1 protein-coding gene is annotated in these 543 nt (G+C 46.4%); it reads right to left on the minus strand.

Translation table 11 applies throughout. The features are described from left to right. Positions 1-543: Bug family tripartite tricarboxylate transporter substrate binding protein (locus ACS8FD_RS23880; RefSeq protein WP_439277676.1), on the minus strand; the 543-nt coding region annotated here is incomplete at both ends.

The raw sequence follows: 543 nt of genomic DNA on the forward strand, positions 1-543 counted from the left end.
ATGACCGCTGTAATTGCCTCACCGCCACCTTCCATTGCGACATAAGTCATATCACTAGGATTGACCCCAACTGCTTTGGCTAACATAGCAGTTTGCATCCAGTCCTGACCACCAACACTACCGCCTGCACCGAAGCTGACTGACTTTGGATCTGTTTTTAGAACTTCAACCAAATCGTCTAAAGACTTGATGTCTGAGTCAGCATTTACAGCAACAGCGCCATAATCGGTACCAACACCTGCAAGCCATTTCACGTCTTTTTCCGTAAATTTACCAAATTTACCTTGCGATAAATTCAGAATAGAACCAGTAGAGAAGGCAATAATGGCATCTTCATTGTCGCGATCATTAGCCACAATCTTATTATACGCAACAGCGCCTACGCCGCCTGGCATATAGGTCACGCGCATAGGATCTTCTAGAATGCCAGTCTCTTTTAAGCCTGCTTGAGCAAGCTTACAAGTCAAATCAAAACCGCCACCTGGTTTTGCTGGGGCAATACACTCTGGACGTGAAGGCCCAGTAAACTCGCCCGAGCCATCT

This window comes from Psychrobacter sp. 1U2, from assembly GCF_051847575.1.